The following is a 26,310-nucleotide window of genomic DNA, read 5'->3' as shown; positions in this document are numbered from 1 at the left end:
TGGAAATGATATTGAAAGTTTTAATTTTAACATTGTTATTTTTCTCAATCTCAGCTTCCGATGAGAATCAAATCTACAAAGTAAAAAAATTATATGGCGAAGCACGAGTAAGACATGGGCTAAAAGAACAATGGGATAAACTTTCACTTGGCGACACTCTTCGCCCTGGGGATACGATATTACTTGATAAAAATGGTTATGTTGAAATTGATGGAAATAATAAAACATACTTTAAGTCAAGTGGTGGCATAATTATAAACATTATTGATTTAAGACGCTTAACTAAAGAGGAACTTTTGCTTCAGCTCGCCTTTGAAGAAATTAAATCTGTCCCAAACACACAAAAAGAAAAACAAAATGCAAGATCAACTGGCGTTTATGGAACAGGTATGGAAAAGGGTGGAATAAAATTAAAATCTGGATGGAACCTGATAGATTTTTGGGTTAGCGGGGTTAGGGCTTTGTTTGAAAATGGGTTCTACGAAACCGCAGCAATAAGGGCAAAGAATTTGATGTCAAAGTTTGATGAATTAAAAGATAACATTGAACTAAGAATCATAGTCGCGTCATCCCTTGAAAAACTTCAACTTTACGGAGAAGCGATTTCTGAGCTTAACAAAATACTTTTAGCATCAAAAGATGAAACTTTAAACTATAAAATTGAAAGAAAGATCAATGATCTCAAACTAAAAATTGCACCCCCTAAAGAAAAGAAATAAAATAACGATGCTTGCTATGAAGATAACAAGATGGGACAAACAAAATAAACCGACAGTTGAAGAACTTGAAAAAATACTTATCTCGGAGGGAACGCGCCCTCATATCTGGACTGATGAACCCGGGACATATTACGGAAATCATTCTCATCCATTTGATGAGATTAGATGGGTCGTGAGTGGTAAAATGAGATATGGGGTTGGAAATGAGGAATTCGTCCTAGGTCCCGGTGATCGGCTTGATCTTCCTGCTGGAACAGTACACTGGGCAAAAGTTGAAGGTGATGAGCCCGTCGTTTATCTATGTGCATCAAAATAGTTTATTTTTTAAATTTCTTTGCGAAACTTTTAAGCGAATCGCGAACAATTTCAGAAGCTAACTTGTTCTCATTTGCAACTTTCAGATAAATCTCCTCACGATAAATTGGCACATAATCCGGCGCTTCAAAACCAAGCTTTACTTGATTGCCAGAAATTTCAAGCACAGTTATTTTTATATTATTTTGTATCACAATTGATTCACCGCTTTTCCTTGAAAGCACAAGCATTTTAAGTTCCTTTGTAAATTTTTCATCTTTTCACATAAACAAATGATGTGATATTTCAAATTCAGAATTTTCAAGTATAACTTGCCTTCCAAGGTTTCTGGTTTTGTCAATAACAACTGGAGCCTTTAAGTTAACAGTTATCTTTGAAATATCCTTACTTAATGTCGCTATAACAAAAAGAACATAAACATTAGGATCAAAACCTGAACGAAGATAATAATCTTCAATCAGAAGAGATGGCTCAAGGACCGCAAATCCAATCTCTGGTTCATCAACTGAAATTAACCATCTAAAAGGTTTGCAGTCTTCATCTTCTATTATAATAAATCTTTTCAAATCCTCAAATCCTATTATGCCTTCTGGAAACGGTATTATTATTTGTTCATCAAATTCAATTTCTCCGAACTGGGAATTTTTTATCTTCATCACTGTTCCAAAATTTGATTTGAAATTCTTCCTAACACCCCGTTTTGTGATGAGATTATGACTATATCAACCCTTCTATTCTTTGCTCTGTTTTCTTCCGTATCATTTGGCGCAATCGGTCTGTATTCCGAATATCCAGCGATTGAAATTCTCTCGGGGCTGACGCCCTTGTTTATCAAATAATACGCAGTATTTAACGCTCTTTCAACCGAAAGATGCCAGTTTGATGGAAATCTCGCGCTACGAATTGGCCTATTATCTGTATGTCCCTCAATCCTAATTTTATTTGGCAAAAACTTTAATATTTCAGCAAGCGTATCAAGAACTGTCATCGCTTCTGGTTTTAAATCTGCGCTCCCAGATTCAAAAAGTAACCTTTCAAGAAGATGAATAGTTAAACCCTCTGGAGATGTGGTTACTATAACTTTTTTTGATTGAATGTTTGAACTTAAAATTGCGTTTATTTGAACTTCAAGTTTCTTTTGCGATGTTTGCGTCGTGCTTCCATCTGTGGCCGAGCTTGGAGGCATTGGTGTCACAAGAACACCCTTTCCCCCGGATAAAACTCCACCTCCACCGAAGAGTTGACTAAAAGCTGAAATCCACTGTTGATATTTATTTAAATCAATTTGCGACATTGAATACAAAACAACAAAAAGCCCAAGCAGAAGAGTTATAAGATCAGCGTAAGTTATGAGCCATCTTTCAAGATTTTCATGCTCTTCATGATGTGTTTTCTTTCTTCTTGCCATAATTTAACTTTCTATTGCTTGTTCACTTATTGGAAACATAGAATAAAGTTTTGTCTTTATTATCGTTGGAACTTCACCAGCCTGAATTGCCAGAACACCTTCCACAATAATTTCAAGCAAAATTTTTTCCTCTGCATGTATTGATTTTAGTCGGTCTGAAATCGGAAGCCAAATTAAATTTGCTGTGAATACCCCCCAAAGCGTTGCTATAAAAGCACTTGCTATGTGCCGAATTAACTCGTTCGGATCACCACCTGCATTAGCAAGCGTTGAAATTAAACCCATAACTGTTCCAATTATTCCCATCGTAGGTGCATATCCTCCCATTTTTTGAAAAATCATAGCATTTGTCATATGTCGCTCTGTTATATAATTAATTTCAATATCCGCAATCTCACGGATTGTTTCAGGATCCGTTCCATCAATAGCAAGACGCAACATCTTTTTCAAAAATGGATGTGATACATTATTAACTTCTTTTTCAAGAGCAAGAATGCCATCTTTTCTTGCTATGATAGCATAATTTACGATTGTTTCAATTGTATCAACTATGTTAAATTTGGGGGGAACAAGGGCAAGTTTAATAAAACTTGGAATCTTGAAAAATACCTTAGCTGGAGCTCCAATCATCGCCGTCGCTATCGTTCCACCGAAAACAATTAACATCGCTGGAATTAAAATCAAAGCCCCAAGAGTTCCACCTTCAAGTAAAAACGATCCAAAAATTGACAAGACACCAAGTATAAGTCCACCAATAGTTCCAAATTCAAATGTTGAGTTATTTTTCATCGGAGATAATCAATTATTGTTTTAGGGACTATTTTTCCAGCGATCGCATAAGCTGATTCAAGAATTAATTGATCCCTCTGTAAATCTATTGCCTGTTGTGCCATATCCGCGTCCTGACGTATGGATAAGAGTTCTTTCAAAATTATGTTTTGCTTTTCAATTTGCTTTTGCAACAATCTAAATCTATTCATTACAGCTCCAACGCTTGACGCTTGACTTACTATGAAGTCAAAAAGCTCATTGAATCTCTGTAAAACTGAATCATCGGGTTTTTTCTGGCTTTTAAGTGAATTTTTGATCTGAAGCACCAAATCAAAGATCTCTCGTCCTCCAAATAGTTCTGAAACAGTGAAATTGATCTTTTCATAAACTCCATAGTTAACCTCAAACTTTATCGCTTCATCTGATAAATCAACATTCAAAAAATCCGTGCTTTCAAAATACTCAAAGGGCTTGACATTTGTCTTCGTCCCGTTGAAAATATATTTTTCTCTAAATTTTGTGTTCACAGAATCAAGTAATTGACCAAAAAGTTCGTTCAATCTGGATGCATATGTGTTATAATCCGGTTGACGAGCTGAATTTGAAATTTCAACAAGAAGAGATTTAATATCAATCAATGTATCTATGAAGTTATCAAGCGCATCAGCGGTCGCGGTTAAAAAATCAATCGCATCACTTATATTTTTCTGAAATTGTTCATTTCTATTTATCATGCTACGCAAATTCATTATTGAGTTTGCGATATACGGATTATCAGAAACCACATTTACATTTTTCCCAGTTGCGATTTTTAGCTGAGTTCTGATAATCCTTTCCCTTGCTCCATTTATGTTTTCAATTAAATTTTTTATAACCGCTAGCTCAGTGATTCTCATAGTGGCTCAAATTTTATTTTTTATCTTACCATTGAAAGAATGGTGTCAATCATTTCATTAACCGTCTGTATGACTTTAGCAGATGCTTCAAACATCTTCTGAAACTTTATCATATTAAGCATCTCTTCATCAATTGACACTCCAGAAAATGCGTCTCTCTGGGTTTCAAGCTGCTTTAAAATCATACGATGTAAATTCTCGTTATCTGAACTTATCTTTGCTTTTAATCCAATGTCACTTACGATTGAATTGTAAACCCCGGAAATTTGCCCATCATTTCTCAATGCAGAAATTGCGAGAGCGACTTGATTGTTTCCAGCATCTTTATTTATTGATGCAGAAATTTTCAATGGATTGTCTATTATGATCTTATTAACTTGAATGCTTCCGATGCTTGTTCCAACAAAAAAATCAAGCCCCGTCGTTCCATCAATTGAATATCCGACCTTGTGAATTTCATTTACTTTCTTGCTCAAGTTTTTAGCAAGTTCATCAAATCTTTGAATTATCTCTGGAACCTGTCTATTGAACATGTTTTGCAACACAAAAACTTCACCCGAATTTAACCTTAGCTCGCTCTCAGTTTGAGTAGATACGATTTTCACAACCCCATCGCTAAATTTTAAATCAATAGCTTGCACAAAATTTCTTTCCACAACCGTGACACCACCTATGCTTACTCTCACGCTTCCAGATTCATCATAGGAAACGACAATGTCAGCCAGGTTTGAAAGTTCCTTTAATTTTTGATTTATTTTATCCCTAACATCATTCGTCTCAAAACCAGAATTATGTTGATTTATTGCAGATTGATTCAATTTTCCAAGATCCTCAATTATTTGATTTATATTTTTAATCTTTGCCTCAAGATCAGCAATTATATCCTTTTTTATTCCGAGCAAGCCATAGAAAATATCATTAAACCTCTGTGCAAGTGCCCTTCCGGTTTGCGCAACTGAAACCCTTATAGATCTATCTTCTGGGTTCTTTGAAAGATCGTCAAACGCATTAAAAAAATTTTCCAATAACTGTCCGAGCCCTACATCACTTGGTTCATTCAATAGCGATTCAATACGAGTAAGAATTTCCTTTTCAGCCGAATAACTACTAAGCAAATTTGAAACTCTTCTTATTTCCCCTTCAATAAACTCATTGCGTATTTGTTTTATCCCAGTAATTTTAACGCCTGCATTTATCATCCCACTATTTGAACTTAGCGCATCCGTTGATGTCAAATTAACTCTTTGCCTTGTATAACCGGGGGTATTGACATTTGAAACATTGTGGCTTGTCACCTCCATTCCCGTTCTTGATGAATGTATTGCTTTCTTTGCCGTCTCAATTATACCAAATAGACCAGCCATTTTTCAGATCCTTGTGTTTATTTTATTTTGCCCATGATATAAATCAAGCAGCTTTCTCACGAAGAGAAGAGAATGAGTAATTAAATATCTCACCTCGTTGTTCAATCTTTTGATAATTTCAATTTCTTGATCAACCTCATCTCTCAAAGATTTTAATTGGACATCGGTTTCAATAAATACCTTTAAAGTATCACCGCTAAAATCAAATTTTCCACGAATTGATGCGATCTCCTTAAGCAAAAGTTCCTCACTTTCAATGATATCCTCAAGCATTTCGTAATCAAATTCAAGTATCGCTGTCTGCTTTTGAATTAGGATTGATTTAAGAAGTTTTAACTTTTCTCTAAACTCAAATAACAACGACTTGATTTCTTCACTCTTCATTAGAACTCAAATTTTTATTTTGTTCAAAAATTTTCATATATCTCATCACTTTGCTAACATATTCAATTGTTTCTGGGAATGGCGGAATTCCTCTGTATTTCTCAACATTTTCGGGTCCGGCGTTGTATCCAGCTAAAGCTAATTTTACATCTCCATTGAATTTTTCAAGAAGATGGCGCAGATATTTAACGCCACCATATATATTTTCGGCAGGATGCCAAATGTTCTTCACACCAACAAACTCAGCAGTAGAGTCCATAAGCTGCATCAACCCTTTTGCTCCTTTAGGTGAAACAGCAAAGACATTTCCAGCTGATTCAACGGCTATTACTGCTTTTATCAACTCTTCTGGGACATCCAATTCCTTAGATGCTTTCTTAATTAGGTCGCTGAACCTGTTTATCTTATCTATTAAAGATTCCCCATATCTATTGATCAGTTTCTTCTTTTGCTTGTTTTCAAATTCAACCTTGTTATTTTCCCGCTTAATTTCAATTTTTTTATTTTCTTCTGGCTGATTTATTTTAAAGTCAACCGAATCCATTTTTGAAAAGTGATCATATATTAACTCCGCTATCCCGAATTTCCCATTCTTTGCGATATGCTTTGAAATTTCAAGATAGAAAATACCATCAAGCACATCTCCCCCAAAATTGTCACCATCAAAAATAGAGTTTTCTTTATCCGAAAAAACTTTTAACATTGACCTAAGCATAAAATTCAAAAAAACTGCCTCAAAACTCTCAGCTGCTTCTCTTAACTTCGCTTTCCTTATGTCGTTTTGGTTTACATTTATATTTGATAATTTATGAATGCTTTTCACTTCAACTTTCATATCCTTAACCCTACATAATTATCAATTCAGCCTTTAAAGCCCCAGCTTCCTTGAGCGCTTGGAATATAGCAATTATATCTCTCGGCAAAACTTTCAGAGCATTCAAAGCCCTTGCGATGTCTTGCACAGTTGCTGCTCCTTCAATTGCTGTTACAATTGTTGAATCTTGATAGACATTTATTGTCGTTAATTGCGTTACAACTGTTTGACCACGAGAAAATGGGGCAGGTTGTGAGATGACAGGAACTGCTTGAATTTCTATATGAATCGCCCCATGTGAGATAGCAACTGGTGAAATTGTGACATTCTCACCAACGACTATCGTTCCTGTTCTTTCATTTATCACAACTTTCGCAATTGCATCAGGTTTAATTTCTATGCTCTCAATTTGAGAAATGAAATCAACGATTTTATCATCTGCTTTAAATTCATCTGGAACATTAACCACAACTTCGGAGGCATCAACTGCAAAAGCTATGCTTGAGTTAAATTTTGAGTTCACAGCATCAGCGATCCTTTTCGCAGTTGTGAAATCAGGTTGGCGAAGGACTATCTCAATTTTATAATTTGACTTAAAGAAACCTGTGGAAACGGCTCTTTCAACTATCGCACCATTCGGAATTCGCCCTGTTGTCGTGATATTTCTTCTGTATTCTGTTCCAGTCGCTGTTCTCACATCAAAACCACCTACTGAAAGAGGACCTTGAGCGACAGCATATACCAAACCATCTTGACCAATCAAAGGAGTCATAAGCAAACTTCCACCATGCAGACTTGTTGCATCACCAATTGAAGAAACAATTACATCAACTGTTGTTCCTTCCTTTGCAAAAGATGGTATTGTCGCGGTAACCATCACCGCTGCAACATTTCTGGTTCTCAAATTTTCATCTGTAACAGTTATACCAAATCTTCTCAACATACTTACAACAGATTGAATTGTAAAGCTCGCCCTTCTTGAATCGCCCGTCCCATTTAATCCAACCACGAGTCCATAACCAATAACTTGATAACCTCCTGAACCTTTGATATAAGCAATATCTTTTATTCTCGTTCCGAAGCTCAAACTTTGAAAGATAAGAAAAACTAAAATTAGCGCTCTCATATACGCCGAAAAATTTAATTTTTACCTATTTAAAACAACCAATGCAAAAATCGCGTGATCCAACTTGGATTTTGACTTCTGTAAATCATTCCTTTTCCAGTAAACTCAATTTCTGCATCTGCGATGTTATACGAATAAACCGTATTATCCCAGTTTACATCGCTTGGTCTTACAATCCCTCTTAATTTGATTATCTGTTCATCTCCATTAACATTTACCTTTCTTTTCCCCTCAATTATCAAATTACCTGATGAATCAATTCCGACAACTCTTGCACTAAGCTTAGCCTTAACAGCTCCTCTTGCTGAGGTTGCTCCCTGACCTTTAAATTCATTTCCACTTGATATTGAAAATCCACTTTCAGGTATAAATCCAAGCGCTCCGCTTCCTGAAACAGAACCGTTTATAGAACCACCTCTTGAAGCATCTCTTTCAGCTTTGCTTTCGGCAGATGAAACTTCAATTATTATTACTGTTATTACATCACCTTTCTTTAACGCCTTTTGATCAGAAAAAAGCGAACGCTGTATCACTTCCTGACTAAATAAATTAACAGAACTCAAAGCCACCAATAGAAAAACGAGTATAAACATTTTTATATAACCTTTTAATTTTCAATCTCAACTGCAACAACACCTTTCCTTACGACCTTACCTGGGAATAACTTTCCAGATCTCGGGTTAACAACCATAATAATTTCATTCAAATGTCCATCGCTCTTGGCAATTCCCATCGTTTCAACTTTGACATTTCCCACTTTCGCAATCACACGAACTGTTTCACCGCCTTTCACAAGAGGTAAGACATCAAAATAACTTTCAAAAACTATCTCTCCTCTTCTTACCGCTTTTTTAAGCTTCTTACCATAAACTCCCGAAACACTGCACAAATAACCGTCTTTCAAAAAAGTTGTCTCAATTCTTTCAAACGAAAATAAATCAAAAACTCTCCCTGAATCTACGACTTCACCACGATTTAGATCTCTTCTTGCAACGACGACATTCTCAAAAGTTCGCAAAAGTGCACTTACAAAAAATTCCTTTGAACCATCTTTGCCTGAAACTTTGACTTTAAATGTTTGATATCCTCTGAAGTCATCGGGACCTTGAATAACTTTAACATCGCAATTCTCAAAATTTCCGAAATTTGTAAATTTGCTTTTCAATTCAACCAAATATTCAACTTGTCTATCTGAAAATTTTTTTGTTAGATAGTTCACTATCTCGTTTTTGAGCTTTTCGCTAAATCCAGAACTTGGAGCTTGAAGCAAAATGATCAGATAGATTTTTATAACTATCAAAAGCACTTTACACTTAAACTAATTTTTTATCGTTTCAAATTGTTTGCCATTTGTAGCATTTCTTCAACGGTTTTTATCGTCTTTGAGTTAATTTCATAAGCACGCTGAGCAATTATCATATTGACCATTTCTTCAACTATATCAACATTTGAAGCTTCAAGATAACCTTGCATTAGTTCCCCAAAGCTTTCGCTACCTGGCGTTCCAAAAATCGGTTGCCCAGATGCCTGAGTTTCAACATAAAGGTTATTTCCAATGCTTCTCAATCCTGCCGGATTAACAAACCTTACAAGTTCAATTCTACCAATTTCAATTGGTTCCGTCTCGCCTGCGTTTAATACTTCCACTATTCCGTCTCTGCTTATGCTTATTGCAACTGCTGTCTCTGGAATTATAATTTCAGGTTCAAGCACATATCCAGACGAATTGACAAGTCGCCCATCTCTTGAAAGTTTAAAAGAGCCATCTCGTGTGTAAGCGATTGTGCCATCTGTTTTCCTCACTTGAAAGAAACCTTCACCATTTATTGCAATATCAAGCGGATTATTGGTTGGTTGAAGATCGCCTTGCTTGAAATCTCTCAAAGTTGCAACTGTTTGAACACCAGTTCCAACTTGTATCTCTGACACATTTTCAACGCCTCTATCTTGCGCCGATGAAGAAGACGGAGCTTTAAGAATCTGATACATCAAATCCTGAAATTCCGCCCTACTTCGCTTAAAAGAAGTCGTATTAACATTTGCGAGATTATGAGCAATAATATCAATGTTAATTTGTTGCGCAAACATACCAGAAGCCGCTGTCCTCAGTGCTCTTTCCATATCCTGAATATCTTTTTTAGTTTTAATTTCATTTCAAAGATCAAACCTTTAACAAAGCAAATTAACAACGCTTTCCAAAAGGAATTGGATAAACTTTGAACCTCAAAACCATCTCCAGAAAACCTTATGCTACAATAAAACTTTTCACCATTTTTGTAACTTGTTAAATAAAGCACTTTTCCTCCCTTACAATTTTCCAGCTTCATTTATCTTTGTAAGAGTTTCATCCTGATGTTGAACCATTTTATAATTTGCCTCATAAATTCTGCTCGCCTCAATCATTTTTACCATCTCCTCAATTGGATTTACATTTGATCCCTCAAGGAACCCCTGAAAAATTTCAAATTCCTTTGCCAATTCTACTTCGCCTGAGCTTTCGTCAACAAAGAAATAATTTGATTCCTCCTTTTTCAATCTTGACAAATCTTCAAACCATACAACTCTTATTTTATCAATTAGTCTATCCCCAACATAAATTTCACCATTTTTTGTGATCTTTATCTCAAGATTTTCCAACTTCGTAATATCTGGAAATTTTATTGCCCCGTTTGATCCAATTAAGGCGTGACCATTAGAGTTAACAATTGTTCCATCCTCAGCGATTGTGAAGCTTCCATTTCTTGTGTATCTCAAACCATTTGGCGTTTGAATAACGAAAAAGCCTTTACCATTTAAAGCAAGATCAAACGGATTTCCAGTTTGTTTCAAATTTCCTTGTTCAAAACTTGTATATTTCGTTATCAAAAGTCCGCTTAATTCATCTCCTCCGCTTTTATTAATATCAAGAACGGCGTTTTCAAGAATTCTTATGAAGATATCATCCTTCTTAAAGCCTGTTGTATCAATGTTAGCAAGATTATTTGCGATGATTTCAATCTTCAATTTATTTGGTATCATACCAATTGCGGAAGCATAAATTCCTTTAATCATATTTTCACTCCATTTTTGTTTGCCATAGCGAGCGCCGTTCTTTATTTTTTAAACTTAAAATAACCAAGATCTCACCACACCCTACTTTGTGTTTTTTGGCCACTTTTTTAATATCCGCTCCTTTCTCAATCTCCTCCAAGATTTTATTATAGTTGTTCTCCTTCTTAATTCTTGACCTTAAATTCAAAAGCAGTTCAACTTCACCTTGCACGACATTATATTTTCTTGCAAGCTTCAAAACCTCGTTTTCGCCTGAACTATCTTTTTCATTGCTAACTTCCTTCACATCTTCCTGATAAACTTCAAATTTTTCATTAAATTGAGGAATATATTTTGGATCCTCCGACAAACTTTCTTCAATTAGATAATCCACAAATTTTTTATCGGTAGGAATTTCTTTTTCTTTAACCAATCTTGGAGAACCATCAATTTTTTTGAGAAACTTAAAAATGAACCACAAACCTAAAACTACAAAAGTAGTTGTCAAAGTTATGATTAAAATTAGCGGATAGTAAACATCCAGTTTTTCCATCATTTCAATCCAAGTTATATTTTCAAATTCGTTGTGTATTTAAAACTTATTTTAAACCTTGCTCTGGATTTAACGGCAAAGTTATCGTAAATGTTGAACCTTTCCCGACCTCGCTTTCAACTTTTATTTCGCCATTATGCTTTTTTATGATCCATCTACTTATTGAGAGACCAAGCCCAGTTCCCTTGCTTCCTTTTGTTGTGAAAAATGCTTCAAATATCTTTTCTTTTATCTCTGGTGGTATCCCAACGCCCGTATCAGTAAACTTTATAACTATCCTGTCACATTCAGAAAGAGTTTCTATTATAAGTTTCCCACCATTAGGCATTGCATCCTTAGCATTTATCATCAAATTTAAAAAGACCTGCTGTAAATAAACTTTATTACCATAGATCAAAGGCAAAGCTGGATCAAGTTTCAAGATCAATTCAATGTCATTGTATTTAAACTGATAACTAACAAGCGTGAGCATCTCCTGAATTGCGAAATTGACATTAACAAGTTCAAACTTAAAATCCTCGGGGACTTTCCTTGAAAAGTTCAAAAGTCGTCGTGTAATTTGGGATATCTTTTCAATTTGTTCCTTTATAATTTCAATTCTCTTCGGCAGATCTCGTCCAAGCTGCATAAGTTGAACATGTCCAAGCAAGATCTGAAGTGGATTATTAATCTCATGTGCAATTCCGCCTGCAAGCTCGCCAACCGCTGCGAGCTTAGCTGCTTGAATCATTTGTGATTGCGTTATCTTCAATTCTTCATTTGCTTTTAAAAGAGCATTGTAGTTTCTTGAGTTTTCAACAGCTACAGCGGTTTGATTCGCAAGAATTGAAAGCAGAAGCAAAATTTGGTTTGTGAAATCTTTTTGTTTTTTATCGGTATGGATCAAGTAAACGCCGATTCCCTCATTTCTCAATACAAGAGGAACTATAACGAAATTTTTTTCATCAAATTCATCAAGCGTCGTGTTTATATCCGGCAAGACAATGCTTCTTTTTTCTCTCAAAACATAGTCAATTATCCCATCTTCAACATAAGTTTCCATTATCGCATCAAGATAGTTTGCCCCTCGTTCAGAGAGCTTTTTAAAATTTTTTGCTTCGTCATCATATACATAGACATTGCAATCTATCACAGGTATTATCTGTCTTGTAAGTTCTATCAATTCTGTTATTATATCTTCGTAGTTTAGCGCGGTGCTTATCTTTGTTGAAAGTCGCTGAATTAAGAGAATTTCATCAATTGAATCTTTGAAGTCGGTATTTGTTCTCGTCTTCAAGTCAATTTCTCTTTTCAAAAGATCAATCGTTTTTTCAAGTGCTTTGATATATACTTCCCGTGATTCAATGAACTTTTCAATTTGTGGAATAAGTTCTTCTATTATGTCCGGATTTAACTTCACGAAATTTCTCTTTTGCATCACAGTTCATTGGAAAAAATTTGGTTCTTGATAAAGTCAGTTTGAACTTTAGATTTATACAATTCAAAGAAGCCATCGTTAAGGAAATTAATATCAAGTTTTAAAATTTCAAGTACGGGATTAAGATTTTCATTGAAAGATTCATCGTGGTCACCATACTCAATGTTTAAAATCCCTGATCTAAAACATATATATTCAGCAAGATAAATTAGAGCTGGGAGAATTGGATTTTTTGGAGCTAAATGTGGCTGGTGATGGAACGCTATTGCTTCAACAAGTTGATCTGGGAAATTCCACCTCTCTGCAAGCCACGAACCGATCTCATAGTGAGTTGAATTATCCAAAAATCTTCTCTCAATTTGATCAAAGGGAAATTCTCTCCTCTTGCCAAGTTGAGCTATTTGTTGAAATTCCTTGTTAAAATACTGTGCTATTACAAGGATTCCGATATCGTGCAAAAGCCCCGCTGTAAAAGCTTCACCAGAAACCCTGTAGCCGAAATCTTTGGCAAGATGTTTTGTTGTTATCCCGACGAGAAGCGAATGACGCCAGAATTTTTCAAGTTCAAAACTACCATCAAGTTTACTCGCAAGAGAGCTCGTAAGCGAAACACTTAAAACAATTTCCTTCAATGTTTCAAATCCGAGAACAACTATCGCAAAATTAATTGTTGAGATCTGCTTCGGGAAACCATAAAATGGAGAGTTTGCGACTCTTAAAACTTTTGCCGCAAGCGCCTGATCTTGCGATATTACCTCACCAAGCTTAGATGCGCTCGTCTTGGGGTTATCCACAAGCCGAATGACTTCCATCGCTACCGCTGGAAACGGAACAAGTTGAAGTATGTTTTGAATTTTTTGCTTTATCTTCGGCATAGTTTAAAATGAAAATTTACTTTTCAGAGATTCACGAATTTTCCTCAATGCGCTCGTATGTAATTGTGATACTCTTGATTCACTTAACTTTAAAACATCGGCAATTTCTCTAAATGTCAATTCCTCATAATAGTAAAGCACCATGACAAGACGCTCTTTCTCCGAAAGCTTTTTCAACTCATCCGCTATCGCCTGTTTAATTTCATTTTCAATTAAAATTTCTTCTGGATTTTTATCATCGCTTTCTATCATTTCCCCGAGCTCCGTGTTCTCACCTATCATTAAATTGAAAGATACATTTTTAGAAGAATGCTCAAGCGTTGTGATTTGATTATACTCCTCAATGGTTAACCCAGCTTCGTCAGCAACAAGCCAATCTCCTGCTCTATCTCCAACTTTGTTCTCAATTTTTATCCTTGCCTTGTCTATTTGATCAAGTTTATTTCTAACCGATCTCGGAAGATTGTCTATTTTTCTTATCTCATCAATTATGCTTCCCCTAATTCGCGTATAAGCATATGTTTCAAACTTAACACCAATTTTTGGATCAAACTTGTCAATTGCATCGCTCAAACCTATTATCCCGATATCAACGAGATCTTCTTCACCAAGCAATGCACCAGAATAATTCAAGCCCATTTTTCTGACAATGCCCCGAACGAAATCAATATAAAGAGTGATCAACTTCTTCTTAACTTCTGGATCACGCGTCTTTTTGTATATTGCGAAAAGGTTTTCAACCGTTTCATTTTGTTCTCTTTTAGCAAAGTTCACGGACATATTAAGCCCTCCGTAAAAGTTTTAAAGCTCTTAATTCTTTGATGCTTCTTGAGTTGAAATTTCTTCTTTTTTCTCGCTCTTTTTCAGAAAGACAAATAAATACATAACTAAAGACAAGAGCCCAGTTACAGCGACAAATAGAACGAACGATCTCGCAACAGCAATTATTATATCTATCCCTTGCAACCAGAGAGTTATTATTGAAACGAAAAACAAAAGAAGTCCAATTTGTAGAATCAAAGCCCGCATAGTTCTATAAACCTCTCCCAAAATGATTTTTGTTTTTTAACTTTATCAAGGGATAAAAGATTCATTGCAATTTTATTCAGAGCAATTGAAGCCCCAGATCTCGGGAATGCTTCAACAAATGGTTTCTGCATCATTACTGATTTTGGGATGAATGGATCACTTGGAATTGAACCGATGTAATTTATTTTCACACCCAAGAATTTTTCTGCGACGAGAGATAGTCTATTTGCAATTTCAATTGGATTTATAGAGTTATTAACATTGTTAACAATTAACTTAACATTTGCTTTCCCAGTTTGGTAATAGACAAGTTTTATCACTGCATATGCATCCATTATTGAGGTTGGCTCGGGCGTGACGACAAGTATGTAATCGTCCGAATAACCGAGAAGTTTTATAACTTCATCAGATATTCCAGCTGGAGTATCTATGAGAATGAAATCAAAATTTCGTTCAAGTGTTAAAATTTCATCAAGCACTTGAATTAACCTTTCGCCCGGGATCTTTGGGAAATTCACAACCCCAGAATTTGCAGGTATAAGAACCAGGTTTTCTCTGACCTCAATTAAGATGTCTCTTATCTGAACATCTCCGTTAATAAAGTCAAGGAATCTAAATTTAGGTGTAATTCCAAGCAAAATATCAATATTTGCGAGGTTTAGATCCGCATCATAAAGTAGAACTTTTTTCCCATTTTTGCTCAGAATTAATCCAAGATTTAAAGTTATATTCGTTTTTCCACTTCCTCCCTTCCCACTTCCTACGGCGATCACATGAGCTAAGCCACTTCGCTTTTCTATCTTTTCCCGAACGACACTTCTTAACTTTTCCGCTTGATCAGCTATCATAGCAAAACTTCCTTATAAATTAAGTTTGCTACTACTTTAGGTTCAGCAACAGCTATATCATCTGGAACATTTTGTCCCGTCGTGATATATGAAAGGGGTAGTTTAGTTTTATAGGCGATATTAAGAATGTAACCTAAACTAACAGCCTCGTCAACTTTAGAAAATATCAATCGGTTCGGCACCAAGGCTTTAAATCTATTATAAACATCTATCATATTTTTGTAACTTGATGTTGCACTTAAAACCAAGTGAACTTCATCTGGATCAGCGCTCTTTATAAATTTTGCAAGTTCAGAGATATGCTCAGTTTGTCTCTGATTTCTTCCAACGGTATCAATAAGAATTATGTCTTTATCCTGATGTTTTCGGATGATTCTTGCAATATCTTCTGGTGTATAAGCGACATCCATTGGAATATTAGCGATGTTGGCAAAGGTTTGAAGCTGCTCAATTGCTGCTATTCGGTAGGTATCTGCTGATATCAATGCAACTTTGGCATTTTCAAACAATTTATAGATAGCAGCTAACTTTGCAACCGTTGTTGTTTTCCCAACCCCTGTTGGTCCAACAAAGGCAAGCACAAAGCTTTTCCTTCGGATCGGCTTTACAGGTTTTGAAAACTTAATAATGTCAGCTATCACATTTATTATCTCATTTTCAATTATTTTCTCGCTCTTTAATTCCTCTCCGCTTAATTTTGTAAGAACAGTGCGCACAATCTTATTAGCTAAATCTTCATCAACCTCTTTTTCCAAGAGGTTCACAAAGGCTTTTTTCAAAAGAGGGGGATATTGAATTGAATTTCTATATTTTAGATGTTCTGTTATTTGATTTAGTGCTTGCTTTACCTCCTCAAGATCGCTTTTAATTATGCTATAGTTATATTTTTCAAAAACCTCATTTTTTTCGTCTTCATCTAATCTCCTTTGTTTTGTTTCAATTTCTTCGGTCATTCTTCGCAGCAAATCAACCGTATTTTTCGGAGCTTCGTATGAAGCAACTCTTGATTCTTGAAATCTATTCTCTTCTATTGCCCCAACAATTTCAATTAACTCCGGTTTCAAAAAACCCCAAATTCCAGGTTGCTTAATTCTTCTCGTTCCGAGAATTATGGCGTCATCCCCGAATTCTTTCTTCATCATCTCAGTAGCTTCTTTCAATGTTGGTGCTACAAACTTTTTAATTTTCATCAGACTTCAGCATTCTTTTTGTTTAAACTTTTCCAGATTTAGTTATATTCAAACCCTGTGCCATTAATATGCTCTTGCAATTTTCAAATCTTTAAGTTACCTAAAGCCACAAGTTTTAAGAGCAAATGGCTAATATTAAACAAATGGTGTGGATTATTATACAATAAATTTTAAGTCTGTAATCCACATCACACAGATAAAGCTTGACTTTTATTGTTTGAATTTTTATATTGAAGATGAATTGTTAGTTCACGGGTAAAAAACAAATTTTGTTCTTAACATCATGGAAAAATTAGGTACTAATGGGCAACCTTTTTTTCAGCCTGAGGAGGAAACAATAAATTTATATGAAGTCATACAAGTTCTTTACAGGGGTAAGTGGCTTATAATTCTTGTTTTTATTCTTGTTGTATTAGCAACAGCAATTTTTACATTTATGCAAGATCCAATTTATGAATCAACCGCTGTTATCTTGATAGAGAAGGGTAAAAAAGGACTTGGCTTAAGTGAAGCATTTGACATTACGGGTTTATCGGAACAAAGAAACATAAAAAATGAAATTGAGATACTGAAAAGCCGTTCTCTTGCTGAAGCAGTTGCAAAGAAGCTAATTAACAGAGTTTATATTGATCCAGAGAATAAAAAAGATACGATTCTCGTAATACTTCCATCTCGTAAAGATCTTAGGGAAGGAATAAAACCCTTCGCAAGCATAGAAACGATACTTGAAAGGTTTGAAAAAAATGTCAAAGTTGAATCACCGCGCGATGCAGATATAATAAAAATCACAGCAAGAAGCAAAAATCCTAAAGAAGCAGCTTTAATTGCCAATACTTTTGCGGACGCTTACTATGAACGAAATCTTTTGATGAGCAGAAATGAATCAAGAAGCGTGAGAAAGTTTCTTGAGGAACAACTCGCAGACAAGAAGAAAATACTTGATCAAGCCGAAAGTCAACTTGAAACATATATGAAATCCGCTGGGGTTGTCGCCCTTGATGAAGAATCAAGAAAATTAATAGAGCAGCTTTCTGATTTAGAATCAAAGCGCGGGGAAGCAATTGTTGAAATTTCTACAGCCCAGAAAAAATTAAATGCATATCTTGAACAAATAAAGCAAATTGAACCTGAATTTGTAAAAGTTGCAACAGAAGCGCTTGATCCTTATATCAAATACTTGCAAGAGGAAATCGCAAAGCTTGAGGTGACGAGAGACCAAATTGTTGCGCAAAATCCAAAAGTTGGAAGCAAAGAAGTTTTAGATAAAAGTCTTCGTGAAATAGATGAACAACTAGCCTCATTGAGAAAGAAGCTGCAAGAAAAAATATCTGAGTTCTTAAAAACGGGTTTTGCAAGTTCAGGAACGCCAGGCACCCAAACTTATGATCCAACTGGGTTCGTAAAAGAATTAAAGCAAAAAATTCTCTTAACGGAAATTGAATTAACAGCCTATGAAGCAAAGAAAAAGGAACTTGATAAATTAATCGCACAGCTAAACCAAAAGTTTGAAACAATACCCTCAAAACTGATCGACTACGCACGACTTGAGCGTGCAAGGATGAGTAGCGAAAAATTATATCTTTTAATTGAGGAAAAATATCAAGAGGCAATGATTGCTGAACAGTCACAGTTTGGCTATGTTCAAATAATTGATTATGCAACTCCCGAACCAAAACCAGTAAGTCCGAAAGTTCATTTAAATTTAATTTTAAGTGTTATAATTGGACTTGGACTTGGAGTTGGAATTGTTTTTATAAGAGAATTCTTTGACAGATCGGTAAAAACCCCCGAACAGCTCGAAAAGAAAGGGTTTACAGTTCTTTCAGCGATACCCATCATTGAAATTGAAACTAAACTTGATGGAAAGCAACTTAAAAAAGATGAAGGTAGAAATATCGCCGCTCACCTAATAACCCACTTAAGCCCTAAATCACCAGTTGCTGAAGCATATAGAGTTTTAAGAACAGGGATACAATTTGCTAAACTTGATAGAAAAATTAAATCAATCATTGTTGCAAGCAGTGCGCCAAAAGAAGGAAAATCAACTACAGCTTCAAATCTTGCAATTACAATGGCTAAAGCAGATTTGAAAACAGTTCTACTTGATACAGACCTAAGGCGCCCAGTTCTTCATAGAGTTTTTAGTGTAAAAAGAGAGCCAGGACTTACAGATTATTTATTTGGAAGAGCAGAAATTGATACAATTTTCAAACAAACTGATGTTGATAATCTTTATTTAGTTCCATGTGGAGTTGTTCCTCCGAATCCATCCGAGCTTCTTGGTTCTGAGAAGATGAAAGAATTTATTGAATACCTTAAATTAAACTATGATTTCATCATCTTTGATACGCCACCGCTTGTTGCCGTAACAGACGCTTTAATACTTGCAAATCAGGTTGATGGAGTTTTGCTTGTAGCATCAGCTGGAAAGACAGAAATTGATGTCGTTGATAAAGCAAGAGAAATGATTCATCGCGTGGGAGGAAATGTAATTGGTGTTCTTCTAAATAACTTTGATGCAAGCGCAACCTATGGAACATATTATAGATACTATCGGTACTATAGATATTACGATTACTACGGGGCTGATAGAGATAAAAGCTAAGGGCGAAAAAGAAGAGTTACATTTTTGAATTAATCATCTTAAACCCTATTAACATTACGGCGGGGCAATTTTTTAAAATTTAGTAATGGATTCTTTTTTCTTTTAAAAACAAATTACGAGTGGGAGGTGCTCTTAAAAAGATGGATTTAAGTTGGTACGTCTTGCAGACTAAACCAAAACAAGAAAATCTCGTTGAATTATATTTAAATTCTGCAAACATTGAGGTTTTCAATCCCAAAATTCAAGAAATTCGCATAGTTAAAGAAAAAAGAAAAAAAGTTATCGTCCCGTTATTTCCAAATTACGTATTTGCAAAATTAAAACCGAGTTTGTTTGATCTTGTAATATACACACGGGGGGTAAGAAAAATCTTAGGAGTCAACGGAAAACCAAAGCCAATAAAAGAAACAATAATAGAAGAAATAAAAGAAAGAGTGAACTGGAACAATCACATCTATATACCTGATAAACCTGAAACTGATTCAGAACTTCGGCCAGGTGACTATGTCGTTGTAATAAACGGACCACTAAAAGGATTTATTGGGATAATTGAAAAAATTAACAATACAAGGGCGATTGTTATGCTTATCTCAATGGATTATCAAGTAAAGGCGGATATTCATAAGTTTTTGCTTTGTAAAATTGATCCACAAGAATTAGAATCTTGACACTATGTAGCAAAGTTGCGAACATAAAAGACCGCCGTAAATTCCAATGATATTTCCAGCTACAGCCATTAGAAGTCCAACCGGTGCAAGAGCACTTTGATAAACTGATGCAACAATTGGAGCTGTAACTGGTCCGCCTATGTTTGCTTGGCTACTTGTTGCCATTAAGAACATTGGCGCTTTTATCAATCTTCCAACCACAAACAAACATATAGCATGGATCATTATCCAAACGATCCCAACAAGCATGAAAATGGGGGTTTCAAAAATTCCATAGATATTTGCTCTTGCACCAACCGATGCGAGCAAAAGATATAGCATGAAATTTCCAACATGGGTTGAGCCAGAATGCTCAAGCTCCGACAACTTTGTAAAAGACAAAACAACACCAATAGCGGTTGCGATTATAATTCCCCAAGTATAGTGAGATATTATTACTCCAATCTCTGGTAAGATAGAACCCATCTTTAAAGATATAATTCCAATTACGAACGAAATAGAAATCATTGTTGCGAAATCAATAAAACTCAAAAATCTTCGCTTTGATTCCTTTACTTCTTGCATTCTTTTGTTTAACTCCACTAGAATCGCTTTATCAACGCGATTGAATTCGTCCACCTTGTCTTGATATGCTGACAAAAATATCACAATCCCCATCCATCCATATCCAACGACGGTATCAACAACTATTAAGGGAGCAAGCAATGACTCAGGAGTCCCAATGCTTTGTGCTATGGCAAGCATCGTTGCACTTCCACCCATCCAACTCCCAGATAAAGCTCCCAAACCCTTCCACGCATCAGGAGGTAACCAGCGCTCAAAAATTAACAAAACTATCGGACCTCCAATGATTATACCGAATGAACCAGTCAAAAACATAACTATTGCTTTGAGACCAAGCTTCATTATAACTGGTATATTTGCAGAAAGCAAAAGCAAAACGAGAGCAGATGGTAAAAGGTAAGTTCTCGCCCAAGTATAAAATTCAGACTCACGCGGGATCAACCCTAACGCCGATGAAAGCATCGGAAGGAAATAAACCCAAATAACTGGTGGCAAGTATCTGAAAAACTTTGATAAAAATTTTATCTGGCTTGCTTTGTATATTGCGAAAATTAATAAAACGAGATAAACAAAAATTTCAGTTGGATTTTTAATCATCATTTGTTTTCGTTTTTTATCAATCGTTTTGCCTTGACAAATGTTCTATACCTGTATTCATTGAAATTCGGTGCTCTCGGATCAAAACTATCAATGCTAACTTTTCCAGAAGAGTGAATAAATTCTTTGTTTCCTAAATAAATTCCAACATGTGTGATTCTCTCTGGTTTCCCCTCCTCAGCTTTCTGACCAAAAAATACTAGATCTCCAGGTTTTAAATTCTCAAAATCTTTACCTGGCTCCACCTCAACACCAAGGCGCGATTGCTGATCGGCGTCCCTTGGTAATTCAAACCCATTCATTTTAAAAACGATCTTTGTAAAACCAGAACAATCAAATCCCTTAATGCTTGTGCCACCCCACAAATAAGGAAAACCTACGAATTTCATCGCAGTTTTAATCAAATTATCAACACTCAAAATTACTTCCTTCTTCCATTTATCAAAATCCTTAACTTGTTCTTTCCTAACATATCCTGTCCTTCCATCTGGTAGAATAACATTAATCCACTTCCCTTCATCCTTTTTAAACAGAAAAACATCACCCATAACGAGATCACTTACGGGAACTGATTCTTTATCTTTCTGAGAGTATACAAATCCAAAGTAATCTATGAAGATAAGTTTCTTCCCTTTATTCCAATTTTCAAACTCGTTTGAACCAAAAACTTTCAAGCCACCCTCCTCAATCCAACCAAGATAATTTTCCGGTGCTTCAGTTTGAACGAAATACCAATAACCTTGGCGTTTTAATATCTTAACACTATGTCCCATTAAAATTTGATTCACCAATTCAGATTGATGTGATGGTTTTGCCCTCATGTTTCCAACACTTACTGAAACGACCCCAAAAATTTTATCCCCAAGTTCAGGCGATGGTAAAACAACAACGCTGTCAATTACATTTGTAGAAATTGATTTAATTTTTGAAAGCAATTCCATCTTTGCTTCCATTATAGTTGTTTCACCCTTTAATATCAAAGTGTTTCCAAATTCGTGAACCACAATGTCAAAAACAGCAACCCTTTTGTCTGGAGCATACTTTTGGGAAATTTCGTGGATCAAACTCTCATATCGTTTTTCTTGTGAGAAAAGCAACGAAAAGAATAAAAAGAAAACAACAAATGTTATGGTTTTTCTCATTGCTGCATGGGATTAGTTTTAAATTTTGTTTAAAGCGACTTTTTTATTATTTTTAAACTGAATTTTGGGCGGTTAGCTCAGTTGGTTCAGAGCGCCACCCTTACAAGGTGGAGGCCAGAGGTTCGAATCCTCTACCGCCCACAAAATTAAAATTTATATCCAATTTTTCTCAAGAACTCTTTCCTCTTCTGAATATCTTCTTCTGTTTCAATTCCCTTTGTTTTAACTCCATCTATCACCCCAAGAATTCCGCGTCCTTGTTCTGTTTCTGCGATTATCACTTCCACTGGATTAGCAGTTGCACAGAAAATCCTGCACACTTCGGGCACCATTTTAACGGCATTCAAGATATTTATCGGATAGCCATTATCCATAAATATAATAAATGAATGCCCAGCGGAAAGATTCAATGCATTCTTCTTCGCAAGTTCAATCATTGCTTCATCATTCCCAGCCCATCTAACAAGAGCTGGACCAGAGGACTCACAAAAAGCAATGCCAAACTTCAGATGTGGCTGAGTTGTGACAATTGCCTCGTATAAATCTTCAACAGTTTTTATGAAATGCGCCTGACCCAAAATAAAGTTGATGTTGTCAGGTTTCTCAATCTTTACAATTTTTAACTCCATAGTTTTACCACTGATTTTGTTTTTATTTTAATAATCCAAGTCGTGCCATGCTACTAAATTTATCGCCAGCAATTATGATATGATCAAGAAGTTTTATTCCAAGAATCTCGCCCGCTTGATAAATTTGTTTTGTCACTTCAATATCTATCCTGCTTGGTTCTGGATTACCGCTTGGATGATTATGAACAAGGATGATGCTTGCTGAAAGCTCATCAATAGCTGGTTTAAAAACTTCCCTTGGATGAATTACACTTGAGTTCAAATTTCCCTCCGATACCACTACTTCTTTTATTATCCTGTTTGCAGTGTTAAGAAGCACAACTATTAAAATTTCCTTTGTTAAATCCGAAAGCCGAGGGATGAAAATTTTAGCGATGTCTTCAGGCGATGTGATTTGAGGTCGCTCTGATATTGGTTCCGATTGAAGTCTTCTTGAAAGTTCAAATGCCGCTGATATAACAACCGCTTTTTTCAAACCTATACCTTTGTATTTTTTCAGATCTCCTAAATCCTTACGAGCAAGTTCACGCAAACTTCCAGCATCGGACAGTATTTTATTTGCGAGATCCAAAGCGGATATTTTTTTAGTTCCAGAGCCGATCAAAATCGCAAGTAGTTCAGCGTTTGAAACAAAACGAGGTCCGTACTTTATAAATTTCTCCCGCGGTCTTGTCTCAGGAGGTAAATCTTTTATCCTGATTTTATAATCTGTGTTGATTTCATACTTTATTGATTTACCGTCCATTGAGATAATCGCCTCACTAAATTATCTTTGAAAACAAGAATTGAAACCGACTTGTTAACTCTTTCTCCATCAAAGATCACATCACGACCAACGCCAAGGTTCTCACAATTTTTAAGCCTATCATAAACCTCGGATGATGTCAATTTACCTTCGCTTGCTATTTTCAAAATTATCTTCGCCGCGTCATATCCGTAAACCGAGAACTCACTTGGTTCGGTGCCAAATTTTTCTTTAAACAATTTCGCAAAATTTTTAAAGGAAAAACTTTCATAATCAACATATTGCCCGCTTGTAAATATAACCCCATCAGTATATCTTCTGTTGAGATAAAGTTCATCAAAGTTGTTCCAAACATCATTGCCAAGAATTTTAACTTTAAGGTCATGATAATAAACCTGCGAAGAAATTATACCAATGAAATCTGGATTTGAAATCGGAGCAAACAAACCAACGCCTTCAAAACCAACCTCGCTTATCGGGATTTTAAGAGAGTCAAGCTTTAAAATTAAGTTTCGGAAGCGAGGACGAAGGTCGGTTTCATCAGGATTGTAAAATTGAACTGCGACGATCTTACCGGAATTCTTTGTAACTTCATCAACGAACGCATCAACAAATGGTTTTATCGCTCTGTCATTTGGGGCAAGAATGATGAAAGTTTTTAAACCAAGAGCAAAAATCGCAAACTGGGCAAGTGCTCTTGAACGAATTGTATGATTTGAGTTAAACTGGAAAATGTAATTGCTCAATTTTGTTAAACCATCAGATGTCGCAGTTGGGGAAATTATTGGTATCTTCACTTGATCCCCAAATCTTGCACACAGTTCAACATCTTCGCTATAAATTGGTCCTATTATGCCGATAACATCAGGTGAGTTTCTAAAACTTAACAATTTTTGATCAACATCCCGACTTGTATAATACTTAACCTCAACTCCTACTTTGGGATTTGAATTTATATTATGCTCGTCAACGGCAATTTCAATCCCTTTTAAAATCGCATCGCTTAAGCTTTGCTTTTCTGGAAGCAAAACCCCAATTTTCACCTTGGGACGAACAAGCAATCTGTCAAAGTAATTGATTTGGAAAATTAGCTTTTCATAAAACTCAGTTCTCTGAAAATATCTCAACCGTTCCGAGATATATCTTTTTGCGCTCTCAATTTTTCCAGCGGAAACAAGATTATCAGATACCTTCCGCACTATTAAATATCTCGTGTCTGCTGTTAACTCCAATTTTTCTAAATTCCCTAAATCAGCGTCTCTTATTGAATCAATTACAACTGAAATAACCTCAACATACTTTGATTTATCATCTTTTGCCTTCGCAATTGCTTTATCAAGGGATAGCAAGCTTTGTTTGTAGTCGCCAATTTTAGCATAAATTAGACCAAGCGTATAAAAGGCATCTTCAATATATTCGCTTTCTGGAAATCCTGAGATAAAATTTTTCAAAATTTTTTCAGCGATGTCAAATCTATTAAGATAGCAAAGCGATTTTGCCACCATTAAATAACTTGCCGTTGTGCGATGGTTTAAGCCAAGCGAAACGACCGAATCAAAGTTTAAATAAGCGTTATAAAAATAAGGCAACCCAGCTGTATCCCCGCTTAGAATCCTCGCGTTTAAACCGAGTTTGAAAAATTCAACCCCATTTTTAAAGAGCGAATCAGCAATTGGATTATAAATTCTCTCACCCTGACTTAACAGATAACCACTGAAAAAGATGAGAAATACGATTACCCGAAAAAATTTAACCATTTTTTAGCAGGTTGAGTTTTTCTTCTATTTTCGGTTTAACATCTGGATCAATTCTCAAAGCTTCGCTGAAAAACTTATCTGCTTCTTCTTTTCTACCGCGATATGTGTAGATCAAGCCAAGGTTTATAAACGAATCAACAAGGTTTTTATCAAGTCGTATAGCGCGATTAAAATATCTTTCCGCTTCATCAACTTCTCCGAGTTCAAGCAATATCTCACCGCATGTTTGCCAGAGGATTGCCTTTTCAGGCTCTAAATCAATTGCTGTTTCAATTGCTTTTCTGGCTTCTGATAGATTCCCGAGGTTCCAATGTGAAATTGCAAGAAGATAATAAAGCAAATGATTAAACGGTTCTTTTTTAATACCTCGTTGAAGGTATTCCACTGCTTCTTCATAGCTCCCGCGCTTTATAAGCACTTCTCCAAGGGATTCAAAAACTTTAGGAAAGTTAGGATCAAGTTTTAAAACTTTTTTAAACTCTGCTTCTGCTTCAAGATGATTTCCTTTGTAATAAAAAGCTAAGCCAAGGTTATAATGAACAATTGGATAGTCAATCTTTGCAAGCGGAGTGAAAAATTTTATTGCTTCATCAAATTTTTTTGTCTTTAGACAAATATTTCCAAGCATGAATAAAACTTCTTCGTTCCCTGGCTCAATTTCATAAGCTCGTCTCAATAATTTTTCAGCGAAAGATTCTTTGCCAAGTTTAGTATAAACAAATGCAAGTTCCGTGTAGACATCAACAAAATTTGGGAATTCGTTTATAAGTTTGTGATAAATCTGGATTGAATGCAAAAATTTTCCTGACTCAAAATATCGTCTTGCCTTCTCAAGCGATTTTTTTATACTTGTAATCGCCATAT

Annotated in this window: 30 protein-coding genes and 1 tRNA gene; 5 read left to right on the top strand and 26 right to left on the bottom strand. The window is 35.5% G+C overall.

The features are described 5' to 3' along the window. Window positions 1–5: 5 nt before the first annotated feature. Window positions 6–719, top strand: a complete 714-nt coding sequence (locus tag NZ923_03070) for a hypothetical protein (GenBank protein MCS7229000.1) — start codon at window positions 6–8, stop codon at window positions 717–719. A 16-nt stretch (window positions 720–735) separates the two neighbouring features. After that, window positions 736–1,035, top strand: a complete 300-nt coding sequence (locus NZ923_03065) for a cupin domain-containing protein (protein MCS7228999.1) — start codon at window positions 736–738, stop codon at window positions 1,033–1,035. Between the two features lies 1 nt (window position 1,036). Here the strand turns inward: NZ923_03065 and csrA are convergent, their stop codons facing one another. The 20 genes from csrA to flhF all read right to left on the bottom strand — a co-directional run bounded on the left by csrA (window position 1,037) and on the right by flhF (window position 16,739). Continuing rightward, on the bottom strand, window positions 1,037–1,264 hold the full coding sequence (gene csrA, locus NZ923_03060) for a carbon storage regulator CsrA (GenBank protein ID MCS7228998.1): 228 nt from the start codon (window positions 1,262–1,264) through the stop codon (window positions 1,037–1,039). A gap of 30 nt (window positions 1,265–1,294) precedes the next feature. Continuing rightward, window positions 1,295–1,690, bottom strand: a complete 396-nt coding sequence (gene fliW / locus NZ923_03055) for a flagellar assembly protein FliW (protein MCS7228997.1) — start codon at window positions 1,688–1,690, stop codon at window positions 1,295–1,297. Beyond that, window positions 1,690–2,442: an OmpA family protein gene (locus tag NZ923_03050; GenBank protein MCS7228996.1), complete on the bottom strand. Its 753-nt coding sequence runs from the start codon at window positions 2,440–2,442 to the stop codon at window positions 1,690–1,692. Before NZ923_03050 ends, fliW begins: the two co-directional genes overlap by 1 nt. Before the next feature lie 3 nt (window positions 2,443–2,445). Continuing rightward, the gene (locus NZ923_03045; GenBank protein ID MCS7228995.1) at window positions 2,446–3,231 is read right to left on the bottom strand and encodes a motility protein A; all 786 of its coding nucleotides are present in this window, start codon (window positions 3,229–3,231) and stop codon (window positions 2,446–2,448) included. Continuing rightward, window positions 3,228–4,109, bottom strand: a complete 882-nt coding sequence (locus NZ923_03040) for a flagellin (protein ID MCS7228994.1) — start codon at window positions 4,107–4,109, stop codon at window positions 3,228–3,230. The genes NZ923_03045 and NZ923_03040 overlap by 4 nt, the downstream gene beginning before the upstream one ends. Before the next feature lie 20 nt (window positions 4,110–4,129). Beyond that, window positions 4,130–5,473: a flagellar hook-associated protein FlgK gene (gene flgK, locus NZ923_03035; GenBank protein ID MCS7228993.1), complete on the bottom strand. Its 1,344-nt coding sequence runs from the start codon at window positions 5,471–5,473 to the stop codon at window positions 4,130–4,132. Between the two features lie 3 nt (window positions 5,474–5,476). Beyond that, window positions 5,477–5,857 (bottom strand): flagellar protein FlgN, encoded by a 381-nt coding sequence (locus NZ923_03030; GenBank protein MCS7228992.1) that lies wholly within the window; start codon window positions 5,855–5,857, stop codon window positions 5,477–5,479. Beyond that, window positions 5,847–6,692 (bottom strand): transglycosylase SLT domain-containing protein, encoded by an 846-nt coding sequence (locus NZ923_03025; GenBank protein MCS7228991.1) that lies wholly within the window; start codon window positions 6,690–6,692, stop codon window positions 5,847–5,849. Before NZ923_03025 ends, NZ923_03030 begins: the two co-directional genes overlap by 11 nt. A 10-nt stretch (window positions 6,693–6,702) precedes the next feature. Continuing rightward, entirely contained in the window at window positions 6,703–7,797 is a 1,095-nt protein-coding gene (locus NZ923_03020) for a flagellar basal body P-ring protein FlgI (GenBank protein MCS7228990.1), read from the bottom strand. 29 nt (window positions 7,798–7,826) lie between these two features. Next, window positions 7,827–8,390 carry a flagellar basal body L-ring protein FlgH gene (locus NZ923_03015; protein MCS7228989.1) on the bottom strand — a complete coding sequence of 188 codons (564 nt, stop codon included), beginning with the start codon at window positions 8,388–8,390 and terminating at the stop codon, window positions 7,827–7,829. Window positions 8,391–8,404: 14 nt separating this feature from the next. Beyond that, on the bottom strand, window positions 8,405–9,103 hold the full coding sequence (gene flgA, locus NZ923_03010) for a flagellar basal body P-ring formation chaperone FlgA (GenBank protein MCS7228988.1): 699 nt from the start codon (window positions 9,101–9,103) through the stop codon (window positions 8,405–8,407). A 20-nt stretch (window positions 9,104–9,123) separates the two neighbouring features. After that, on the bottom strand, window positions 9,124–9,918 hold the full coding sequence (gene flgG, locus NZ923_03005) for a flagellar basal-body rod protein FlgG (GenBank protein ID MCS7228987.1): 795 nt from the start codon (window positions 9,916–9,918) through the stop codon (window positions 9,124–9,126). Window positions 9,919–10,104: 186 nt separating this feature from the next. Beyond that, the gene (gene flgF / locus NZ923_03000; protein ID MCS7228986.1) at window positions 10,105–10,848 is read right to left on the bottom strand and encodes a flagellar basal-body rod protein FlgF; all 744 of its coding nucleotides are present in this window, start codon (window positions 10,846–10,848) and stop codon (window positions 10,105–10,107) included. 4 nt (window positions 10,849–10,852) lie between these two features. Further along, the gene (locus NZ923_02995; GenBank protein ID MCS7228985.1) at window positions 10,853–11,383 is read right to left on the bottom strand and encodes a hypothetical protein; all 531 of its coding nucleotides are present in this window, start codon (window positions 11,381–11,383) and stop codon (window positions 10,853–10,855) included. 43 nt (window positions 11,384–11,426) lie between these two features. Beyond that, window positions 11,427–12,797, bottom strand: a complete 1,371-nt coding sequence (locus NZ923_02990; protein MCS7228984.1) for an ATP-binding protein — start codon at window positions 12,795–12,797, stop codon at window positions 11,427–11,429. Then, window positions 12,797–13,672 carry an HDOD domain-containing protein gene (locus NZ923_02985; GenBank protein MCS7228983.1) on the bottom strand — a complete coding sequence of 292 codons (876 nt, stop codon included), beginning with the start codon at window positions 13,670–13,672 and terminating at the stop codon, window positions 12,797–12,799. Before NZ923_02985 ends, NZ923_02990 begins: the two co-directional genes overlap by 1 nt. A gap of 3 nt (window positions 13,673–13,675) precedes the next feature. Beyond that, a complete protein-coding gene (locus tag NZ923_02980) occupies window positions 13,676–14,452 on the bottom strand; it encodes a FliA/WhiG family RNA polymerase sigma factor (GenBank protein ID MCS7228982.1) in 777 nt (258 codons plus the stop codon). 30 nt (window positions 14,453–14,482) lie between these two features. After that, the gene (locus NZ923_02975; GenBank protein ID MCS7228981.1) at window positions 14,483–14,701 is read right to left on the bottom strand and encodes a hypothetical protein; all 219 of its coding nucleotides are present in this window, start codon (window positions 14,699–14,701) and stop codon (window positions 14,483–14,485) included. Beyond that, the gene (locus tag NZ923_02970; GenBank protein ID MCS7228980.1) at window positions 14,689–15,549 is read right to left on the bottom strand and encodes a P-loop NTPase; all 861 of its coding nucleotides are present in this window, start codon (window positions 15,547–15,549) and stop codon (window positions 14,689–14,691) included. The genes NZ923_02975 and NZ923_02970 overlap by 13 nt, the downstream gene beginning before the upstream one ends. Then, on the bottom strand, window positions 15,546–16,739 hold the full coding sequence (flhF, locus tag NZ923_02965) for a flagellar biosynthesis protein FlhF (GenBank protein MCS7228979.1): 1,194 nt from the start codon (window positions 16,737–16,739) through the stop codon (window positions 15,546–15,548). The genes NZ923_02970 and flhF overlap by 4 nt, the downstream gene beginning before the upstream one ends. A gap of 283 nt (window positions 16,740–17,022) precedes the next feature. Between flhF and NZ923_02960 the strand changes: the two genes are divergently transcribed. Together NZ923_02960 and NZ923_02955 are read left to right on the top strand one after the other, a co-directional pair. Continuing rightward, complete coding sequence (locus tag NZ923_02960; GenBank protein MCS7228978.1) at window positions 17,023–19,344, top strand: polysaccharide biosynthesis tyrosine autokinase; 2,322 nt, start codon at window positions 17,023–17,025, stop codon at window positions 19,342–19,344. Between the two features lie 140 nt (window positions 19,345–19,484). Continuing rightward, window positions 19,485–20,012 carry a KOW motif-containing protein gene (locus NZ923_02955; protein ID MCS7228977.1) on the top strand — a complete coding sequence of 176 codons (528 nt, stop codon included), beginning with the start codon at window positions 19,485–19,487 and terminating at the stop codon, window positions 20,010–20,012. Here NZ923_02955 and NZ923_02950 read toward each other — a convergent pair. Continuing rightward, entirely contained in the window at window positions 20,001–21,173 is a 1,173-nt protein-coding gene (locus tag NZ923_02950; protein MCS7228976.1) for a DUF819 family protein, read from the bottom strand. The genes NZ923_02955 and NZ923_02950 overlap by 12 nt on opposite strands. After that, window positions 21,173–22,315, bottom strand: coding sequence for a C40 family peptidase (locus NZ923_02945; GenBank protein MCS7228975.1), 1,143 nt, complete (start codon window positions 22,313–22,315; stop codon window positions 21,173–21,175). The genes NZ923_02950 and NZ923_02945 overlap by 1 nt, the downstream gene beginning before the upstream one ends. 66 nt (window positions 22,316–22,381) lie before the next feature. On the opposite strand from NZ923_02945, the gene NZ923_02940 reads away from it, so the two are divergent. After that, window positions 22,382–22,456, top strand: a tRNA-Val gene (locus tag NZ923_02940). A gap of 5 nt (window positions 22,457–22,461) precedes the next feature. Here NZ923_02940 and NZ923_02935 read toward each other — a convergent pair. The 4 genes from NZ923_02935 to NZ923_02920 are packed head-to-tail and all read right to left on the bottom strand — an operon-like array spanning window position 22,462 to window position 26,308. Beyond that, a complete protein-coding gene (locus NZ923_02935; protein MCS7228974.1) occupies window positions 22,462–22,944 on the bottom strand; it encodes an adenosine-specific kinase in 483 nt (160 codons plus the stop codon). Window positions 22,945–22,966: 22 nt separating this feature from the next. Beyond that, a complete protein-coding gene (gene radC / locus NZ923_02930; GenBank protein MCS7228973.1) occupies window positions 22,967–23,689 on the bottom strand; it encodes a DNA repair protein RadC in 723 nt (240 codons plus the stop codon). Beyond that, window positions 23,671–25,446, bottom strand: a complete 1,776-nt coding sequence (locus tag NZ923_02925; GenBank protein MCS7228972.1) for an ABC transporter substrate-binding protein — start codon at window positions 25,444–25,446, stop codon at window positions 23,671–23,673. Before NZ923_02925 ends, radC begins: the two co-directional genes overlap by 19 nt. After that, complete coding sequence (locus tag NZ923_02920; protein ID MCS7228971.1) at window positions 25,439–26,308, bottom strand: tetratricopeptide repeat protein; 870 nt, start codon at window positions 26,306–26,308, stop codon at window positions 25,439–25,441. Before NZ923_02920 ends, NZ923_02925 begins: the two co-directional genes overlap by 8 nt. Between the last annotated feature and the right edge of the window lie 2 nt (window positions 26,309–26,310).

Source organism: Candidatus Kryptonium sp. (assembly GCA_025060635.1).
Classification (GTDB): Bacteria; Bacteroidota; Ignavibacteria; order Kryptoniales; family Kryptoniaceae; genus Kryptonium.
The sequence above is the reverse complement of the archived record's forward strand: the minus strand, read 5'-3'. Positions and strand labels throughout refer to the sequence as shown.